Annotated in this window: 1 protein-coding gene; it reads right to left on the bottom strand. The window is 41.4% G+C overall.

Translation table 11 applies throughout. The features are described 5' to 3' along the window. Positions 1-9 precede the first annotated feature (9 nt). On the bottom strand, positions 10-1,002 hold a 993-nt coding region (locus I6F45_RS21220), incomplete at its 5' end, for an IS4 family transposase (RefSeq protein ID WP_197162043.1).

Raw genomic sequence — 1,002 nt, 5'->3', positions numbered from 1 at the left:
TAATGCCAGTCAGTTAAGCTGACTGGCATTTTTCTTTTTATGGGGATACTTAGATGGTTTTGGCTTAACCCATCGGGGATATCTTCTATCCTCTCGTCTAGCTGGAAGCTTAAATAAGACCAGTGTATTGAGTAAGTGCTGCCAGTGTATTGGAATGTTCCCTGGACTCATTATAGATACTGACGAGAAATACTGAATGACAGCCATCGAACTGCTAGAGAAACTAAGCTGGTTAGGCCATATCCCTGTAACTGTCGCCGCCATCGTCATTATTCTTCGTATTAAATTATAGGCGAGTAACACGCCCCATAGCTCCTGACGCACCATGTCTGGACGCTTGCTTCTTAAATGGTATGCGCTATCAAGCATGGTTTGTTTGATTTCTCTAAACCCAAGCTCTATCTCCCAACGATGACAATATAATTCAACAATTTCATTACCTGGATAACGCAATCTATCCGTCATCGAGGTTAATATACGGTAGCTTTTGCCCTTTATTGTTTTACTGATTAATCTCGCTTTAATCGTTTCAGGAACATCGGGAAAGTTTTTTTGTGCATGCTTTGTTGTTTTCAATTCAATGATATGGTCATTTTTACCCGCGCTGGAGATGATTTCATACTGTAAGTCGGGCCTTGCTGGTATCAGCCAGTGCCTCATCTTCCCAGTTTGGTGCCAACGATTTAACAGGCCTAAAGAATAATATCCTTTATCAAACATAGTCAGTGAATTATCTGGTGTACGTTCAATTAAACGCTCAGCTAATTTCATCTCGTTGGTTTTATAGTTATCAAACTCGCTACTGAGCAGTTGATGGCTGGTCAATTCCATATGACAGACCATGCGTATTTGAGGAAAGGCTGTATCACCGTATTGGTTGCTACCAGAAGAGAAGGCTTTACGATTATCAGGCGTGTCGGCTGTTCGCCACACAACACCGTCAACAGCTAATAGGTTCAAACCATTCCATGTTTCGAATGACTGTTGCTTATACATTGATTG

It is taken from the genome of Pseudoalteromonas sp. SWYJZ19, from assembly GCF_015864375.1.
Taxonomy (GTDB): domain Bacteria; phylum Pseudomonadota; class Gammaproteobacteria; order Enterobacterales; family Alteromonadaceae; genus Pseudoalteromonas; species Pseudoalteromonas arctica.
Note: the sequence above shows the minus strand (reverse complement) of the source record. Positions and strands in the feature narration are given on the sequence as shown.